At 76.6% G+C, this 7,126-nt stretch carries 4 protein-coding genes; 1 reads left to right on the plus strand and 3 read right to left on the minus strand.

The window, feature by feature from the left end; translation table 11 throughout:
* The 3 genes from ACFV61_RS22875 to ACFV61_RS22885 form a co-directional block, all read right to left on the minus strand.
* Positions 1 to 3,244, minus strand: a 3,244-nt coding sequence (locus ACFV61_RS22875; RefSeq protein WP_380493618.1) for a hypothetical protein, incomplete at its 3' end; no start/stop codon positions are given.
* Between the two features lie 37 nt (positions 3,245 to 3,281).
* Positions 3,282 to 4,157 (minus strand): hypothetical protein, encoded by an 876-nt coding sequence (locus tag ACFV61_RS22880; protein ID WP_063350182.1) that lies wholly within the window; start codon positions 4,155 to 4,157, stop codon positions 3,282 to 3,284.
* A gap of 66 nt (positions 4,158 to 4,223) precedes the next feature.
* Entirely contained in the window at positions 4,224 to 5,777 is a 1,554-nt protein-coding gene (locus ACFV61_RS22885; protein ID WP_079136051.1) for a hypothetical protein, read from the minus strand.
* Positions 5,778 to 5,962: 185 nt separating this feature from the next.
* Here ACFV61_RS22885 and ACFV61_RS22890 point away from each other — a divergent pair, with 185 nt between their 5' ends.
* Positions 5,963 to 7,003, plus strand: a complete 1,041-nt coding sequence (locus tag ACFV61_RS22890) for an IPT/TIG domain-containing protein (RefSeq protein WP_380484568.1) — start codon at positions 5,963 to 5,965, stop codon at positions 7,001 to 7,003.
* Positions 7,004 to 7,126 lie beyond the last annotated feature (123 nt).

Consider the following 7,126-nt stretch of genomic DNA (forward strand, 5'->3'; position numbering starts at 1 on the left):
CGGCCTGGCCCCGCCCGCCCTCCCGCCCGCGGGGCTCGGGGGGGGCGGGGGGGCGGCCCGCGGGGGGCGCGCCCCGGACCCCGCCGGGGGCGGCCGCGGCCGGGCGGGCCGGGCCGTCGGCGCCGTCGGGGCTGCCGAGGAGTTCCTCGGCGCGGGTGCGGACCTTGTTGGTGAGGCGGTCGAGTTCGGTCGCGGCGGCGGCCTCGTCACCCTCGGCGCGGGCCTGCTCGGCGCGCAGGTCGGCGCCGACGCCGACCTTCTCGTACAGCTGGGAGGCGGCGCGGTAGGCCTCGCGCAGGGCGGGCAGTGCGGCGGGGGCCGTCTCGGCAGGCTCGTCGGCCTGCTCGGCGGCGGGGATCTCGGCGCGTTCGGCGCGCACGGTACGGGCGGTGCGGCGGGCGTCGTCGGCGGCGCGCTGGGCGGCACGACGGTCCTCGTCGCAGGTGCGGGCGCGTTCGGCGCAGACGGCCTGGCGGCGGTCGCACTCGGCGGCGTCCTCGGCGAGTTCGCGCTGGCGGCGCGCCCAGTTGGCGCGCTCGCGCAGCCGGAAGGCGAGGCCGGAGAGGGCGTCGGCGCGGCGGCGGGCGCGCTGGGCGGCCTCGCGGTGCTCCTCGTGGGCGGCGGCCGCGGCGGCGTGGTCGGTCTCGGCCTCGTCGTGGTCGGCGCGCAGGGTGGCCAGGGCGGCGGCGGCCTGCTCGGCGTGCTCGCGGGCGGCCTCGGCGGCGGCGGCGAGTTCGGCGAGGGTGCCGGGCGGGCAGCTGGCGTGCCAGGAGGCGAGGCGGGCGGCGAGGGCGCGGTCGGCGCCGAGGCGGGCGGCGAGTTCGCGGATGTGCTCCTCGCGGGCGCCCGCCCGGGCGCGCAGTTCGCGGCGCTCGTCGTCGGCGGCGGACTCGTCGTGCATGGCCGGGTTCGGCGGCACCAGGAAGAACGCGGGCTGGTCGGTGATCGGGGCGATCAGGGAGGCGGCGGCGCCGACGGCGACGGTGGAGCGGGGCAGCAGGGCGGCGGCCTGCAGGGCCTCGCGGGCCCGCTCCAGCGAGGCCGGGTCGGTGACGACGACGCCGTCGACGAGTTCGGGGCGGGCGGCGAGGATCGCCTCGTGGTCGGCCGGGTCGACGGACTGGGCGAGGTAGCGCCAGCCCGGCAGGGCGGGGATGCCGTGCTCGGCGAGGTACTCGACGGTGGCCAGGACGTCCGGGCCGGGCGGCAGCAGTCCGCCGTCACCGAGGGCGGCGAGGATGCGGGAGTCGTCGGCGGCGGCGGTGCGCAGGTCGAACAGGGTGCGTTCGGCGGTGGCGATGGACTCGTCGAGGAGTTCGCGCAGGTACTCGGCGTTGCGGTCGAGGACGGCGGGGGTGAGGAAGCCGGCGTCCTCCTCGGCCCCTGACCCGTCGTCGCTCCAGTCGGTGGGTGCGGGGGTCAGGGAGAGCAGGTCGGAGAGGCGCTGCTCGGTGGCGAGCAGGGCGGCGGTGCGCTGCTCGGCGGCGAGCGCCCGGGCGGCGGCCGTGCGGGCGTCGCCGGCGCGTTCGGCGGCGAGTTCGGCGCGGCCGGTGGCGGCGGCGGCCTCGCGCAGCCGGGCGGCGCAGGCCTCGGCGGCCGTACGGGCCTGGGCGAGGGCGGCGCCGGCGGCCTTCTCGACGTCGGCGGCGTGCAGGGCGGCGCGGGCCGGGTCGACGTCGCCGTCGGCGTCGATGAAGCCGGCCTCGACGGCGGCGGCGGTCTCCTGCTCGACCTCGGCGAGGCGCTGGCGCAGGTGGTCGACCTCGCTGCGGGCCTTCTGGGCGGCGGTGGCGGCCTCGGTGGCGTCGGACTGGGCCTTGGCACCGTCGTCCTGGAGCTCGCCGGCGCGCTGCTCCTCGGTGTCGGCACGGGCCTCGGCGGCCGCGGCGGCGCCTTCCAGGGCCCGGGCCAGGGCGGTGGCGGCGCGGGCACGGGCGGCGAGCGCGGGGGCGGCGTCGAGTTCGGCCTCGCGGATGGCGGCGGCGACCCGGGTGATCCGGTCTGCGGCGGCGCGCTGGCGCAGGACGGCCTCGGCGGCCTGCCAGGCGGAGTGCAGGGTGCGGGCGTCGATGAGTTCGCGGCGCAGTGCGGCGGCCTCGGCGGTGGCCGCGGCGAGGCCCAGGGTGGCGTGCCGGTGGGTGAGTTCGGCGGTGATGAGGGTGTGCCGGGTGCGGTCGGCCTCGGCGGCGGTGACGGCGCCCGCGGCGGCGGCGACCTCGACGGCGAGGTCCTGGGCGCGGTCGCGTTCGGCGGCGGCGCGGGAGGTGAGGGCGTGGGCGAGGCGGCGGGTGCGGCGTTCGGCGGTGCGGTGGGCCTCGCGGACGCTCTCGCGGGCGCCGGTGGCCTCGACGATGCGTTCCAGCAGGTCGAGGGAGCCGGCGGTGAAGTCGCGTTCGGCGGTGAGTTCGGCGCGGCGGCCGAGCTTGGCGGCGAAGCCGTGGACGAGGTCGGCGAGGCCGTCGGTGTCCCGGGTGTCGGTGACGGCGCGCAGCAGCAGGTCGGTGAAGTCGCTGTCGCGCTTGACCGCGAAGAGGCCGGCGGCCTCGCCCTCGTCGGCGTTCATCTCGCGCTGGTAGCGGAAGAGTTCGGGGTCGAGGCCGAGTTCGCCGAGGTGCTCGGTCCAGCGGTCGTGGCCGTCCTCGAAGACCAGGTCGAGGTGCGGGTGGGCCTTGCCGGCCTCGGTGAGGGCGTCGCGGAAGCCCTTCATGGTGCGGCGGCGGCCGCGGGCCTTCTGGTCGCCGGCCAGGCCGATGCGTTCGGCGACCGGCAGCGAGTCCAGGGTGAGGCCGGGGCCGGGGCGGAAGGAGTACCAGGTCTCGGCGAACTTGCGCGGGTCGGAGGAGACCTGGCGGCCGCGCCACTCGCTGACCTTGCCGACCACGATCAGCTCGCCGGTGACGGTGTGCTGCCACTCCAGCGCGACGTGGCCGCAGTCGTCGGCGAGCAGGAACTTGCGCAGCACGCCGGAGCTGGCGCCGCCGAGGGTGTTGCGGTGGCCGGGGAGCATCACCGAGAAGATCAGTTTGAGCAGGACGGACTTGCCGCCGCCGTTCTCCAGGAAGAGCACGCCGGCCGGGGCGGGGCGGCGGACCGGGCCCTCGGTGTCCTCGCCGAACAGGCCGATCTGCTGCGGGGCCGGGTCGGCGACGGGCTCGCCGACACCGCGCAGGTCGAGCACCGTGTCGGCGTAGCGGGCGCCGGCCGGTCCGATCGAGTAGAGGCGGACCCGGTTGAGCTCGTACATGTGCGGCGGTTCTCCGTGGGCGAGTCGGGTAGGGGTGTCAGAGCGAGTGGAACGGCAGGCCTGCGTCGGCCACCAGTTCGTCGCCGGTGTCCGGCGGCAGCAGGCTGGCGGTGCCGTCGGAGACCGGGACGATGCCGAGGTCGAGCAGTTCGGCCATGGCCGCGCTGCCGGCCAGGTCGCGGACCTGGAGCTGGTAGCGGGCGGTGGTGCGGTAGGTGCCGCCGGAGTCGTCGGAGACCTTCTGCAGGAAGCCGGAGTCGACCAGGAACAGCACGGCCTTGGCGACGATGCCGATGGTGGAGCCGGAGAGCCGGCGGGCGTCCTTGGTGGCGCCGGTGGCGGTGCGCCGGGCCCAGACCCGCCAGGCGGCCTCCAGGCCGGGGGCGTCGGACTGCGGGTCGGTGTTGTCGCCCTCGGTCGCGGCCTGCTCCTCCAGGCGGCGGCAGGCCTGGCGGACGAAGGCGTCGACGCCGTTGACGGTGATCCGGCCGAGGTAGCCGTCGTCGGCGAGGTCCTCGGGCCGGGGGAAGGCCATCGCGGCGACGGCGAGGTGGGCCAGGCCGTGCAGGAAGCGGTCGGTGGACTCGGTGGCGGCGCGGCGCGAGTAGTCGCCCATCCGGACGGCGAACAGCGAGTCCTCGGCGGCGGCGACGGCCATGCCGGCGCGCGGCGAGACCTCCAGGACGACCAGGCCCATGCCGGTGGCGACGGCGTCGGCGAGCCGGGCGAACGGCGGGTCCTCGCGGTGGCGGCGGACGAGTTCGGCGTACTCGGCGTCGCGGGCGGGGAGCAGCTTGGCCTGGAGGCCGAAGGAGACCAGCCGGGCGGCGTCGGCGACGTCGCCCGGGGTGATCGGGGCGGGGGCCGCGGGTTCGGTCTCGGCCGCCCAGGACGTGTCGTGGTGGGTCGTCACGGGCGGTGCTCCTCGGGGCTGTTGCTAGTACGGGTGATCTGGTGGTGCGTCGAGACGGCGGCTTCGTCAGCCGGCGTCCTTGCGGTCGGCGGCCATGCCGGCCGCGTCGAGCAGGGCGCTGCCGACGATCAGGTCGGCGCCGCCGAACTGCGGGTCGCGCAGCGGGGTGCCGTCGTCCACGGCGAACAGCAGCCGCTCCTCGCCCTGCCGGTAGGCGGTGCCGACCGGCGGGCTGGCCGCGTGGACGGCCAGCAGGGCGACCAGGTACGGCAGCTCCGGGTCCTGCCCGCGGGCCTCGGCGAGCAGGCCGGAGAGCCGGCGGGGGGCGTCGGCGGGCAGGTCGAGCAGGAGCAGCGCGGCCTCCAGCTGGGCTTCGGAGAAGCGGCTGTCGTCCGGGGTGGCGACCAGGTCCGGGTCGGGCAGTTCGGCGCCGAGGTGCTCGCGCTCGACCGGCGGGGTGAGCAGCAGGTCGACCAGGTCGGCGACCCGGACGGAGACGGGGGTGCGCAGGCCGGCGCCGCGGGCGAAGAAGGCACCGGTGGGGCGGACGGCCTGCTCGACCGGCAGCCGCAGCACGGGGGCGAGCAGCTGGCCGTAGAGGTCGATGCCGCTGCGGGCGCCGGGGGTGGCGAAGGCCTGCCGGTCCTGCTCGGCGCGGAACAGCGGGCCGGCCTCCAGCAGGCGGGTCTGCAGCTTGGTGTGGCGGCGGATGCAGTCCTTGACGATGTCGAGCAGCTCGGCGGCGCGGCGCTTGTTCTCGGCCCCTTCGGGGGTGTTCGGCTCGGCCTCGTCGCGGGCCTTGCGGATGTTGGTGAGAATCGCGTTCTCGTGCCGGTAGCGGTCGGCGATGTGGTCCAGCGCCTCGTCGATGAGGTCCGGGATGGCGCGCATCCAGTCGACGGCGCGGACGTTGCGCCGGGTCGCGTCGAGGGCGCGGCGCAGCGTCTCGGCGTACTGGACGGTGCGGTAGCGGGCCTGCTCGGCGGCGAGCTGGGCGTCGGCCAAGCGGCCGCGGCGGATCAGCACCTCCAGCTTGACCTCGGCGGCGATCTGGGCCGAGGTGACGTCGGTGTCGAGCGCGCCGACCAGGACGTTGACCGCCTCGTCGGTGGTGCGCAGGTAGACGCCGCCGTCGGGGCCGGGGACCTCCTCGATCAGCTTGAAGTCGTAGTCGCGCCGGACGTACGCGCCGTCCGCGCCGAAGGTGCCGTAGACGGCGCGGAAGCCCCGGTCGACGCTGCCGACGTTGATCAGCGACTCCAGCACCCAGCGGGCGACCCGCTCGTGCTCGGCGGCGGGGCGGCCGGCGGCCTGGGCGGCGACCCGGGGCAGCAGGCGGGCGAGCACTATGTCGCGGTCGGCGCCGGTGTCGAAGTCCATGTGCAGGGTGACCAGGTCGATCGCGGCGAGACCGACCTCGGCCATCGCGTAGCCGCCGTACTCGCCCGCCAGGTTGACCTTGCGGTTGTCCAGGTCGTGCAGGGGGGCGGTGCAGGCCAGCGCCTTGAGCCGGCGGGCCAGGCCCTCGTCGGCGGCGGGGCCGGGCGCGGGCCTCGCCGCGACGGACCCGGCGGGCGGCCGGGGGCCGGGCAGGGTGGGCGGGTCAGCGATGGCGGTCACGGTGCACAAGATTAGAGGTTCGCACCGACATCGACCGAAACGGGCCTTGTGGGCGGGCTGCGCGGCAGGCCGGAGGGCGTGTCGGGGGTGAATTCAGAACGGGATTTCGATGGGATTCCGCCAATTCCGAACCGATATTCGGCAAACCCGTGAAGACTGCGCGTCGCTACCGTGATGATCGGCCTATGATCACTCGACTGGTCAAAGCGGGCTTCGCCGCCGCGCTGTCCGTGACCACCCTCGCCACCGGTGCCGCCGCCTCGTCAGCCGCCCCCGCCGACGCCCCCGCCGTTCAGGGGCAGCACGTGACCGCAGCCCTGAACGGCTTCCTGCCGGGCACCACCCCTCCCGGACCGGGCAAGCTCTCGGTCGGCTGGACCTCTGCCGGCACCCAGGACCTCACCGGGCCGACCCACATCACCGTCGACCTGCCGCCCGGGCTCACCACCGAGCTCGGCATGTTCTACTCCACCCCGTACGACTACACCTTCACCGAGTCCGTCTCGCCCGACGGGCGCCACCTGGACGCCGTCCTCATCGGCACCCGCAGGCCCGGGCGCTACGAGTTCATGAAGCTGAACGTGGGCCGCGACTACACCCAGCAGCTGACCGGCCAGATCGTCGTGACCGTGTCCAATCCGAACGACACCGACCCGACCGGCCACGTGACGGCCCTGTCGGTCGACGGGACCACCCCGGCGCCGGTCGTCCAGGCGCCGCCCACGGTCGACGGCCTCGACACCACCACCGGCCCCGGCGCGGGCGGCACCGCGGTGACCGTCAGCGGCAGCAACCTGGCGCACGGCATGGTGCTGGTCGGCGGCGTCCCGGCGGCCGGCACCTGCACCGACACCGCCTGCACGGTGACCACGCCCGGCGGCTCGGGCAGCGCACCCGTCTCCGTGGTGACCCCCGGCGGCACGGTCGCGGCGCCGGCCGCCTTCGACTACACGGGCGCCCCGCCCCCGCCCCCGCCCGCGCCGACGGTCGGCAACCTGACCTACACCAGCGGCCCGGCCGCCGGCGGCACCCAGGTGTACCTCCAGGGCACCAACCTGACGTACGGGACGGTCGCGTTCGGCGGGGTGCCGGCCGCGCACGTCTCCTGCGGCCCGTCCTTCTGCTCGGCCACCTCCCCGGCGGCGGCGGGCCCCGGCCCGGTGGGCGTCACGGTGACCACGGCGGGCGGCACCAGCGCCCCGGTGACCTTCACGTACACCGCGTAGTCCCGACGTACACCGCGCAGTCCGGCTGTTCCGATGGCCCGGGGGGGCCGCCCCCCGGGCGCGGGGGGGGCGGGGGGGGGCCCCCGGCCCCCGGGCGGGGGGGGGCGCCCCCCCCGCGGGCCG

It is taken from the genome of Kitasatospora sp. NPDC059817 (genome assembly GCF_042731835.1).
Lineage (GTDB): Bacteria > Actinomycetota > Actinomycetes > Streptomycetales > Streptomycetaceae > Kitasatospora.

Excerpts from the sequence above, each read along its gene's own strand:
- ACFV61_RS22890 (WP_380484568.1), top strand. The coding sequence starts at position 5,963 with ATGATCACTCGACTGGTCAAAGCGGGCTTCGCCGCCGCGCTGTCCGTG.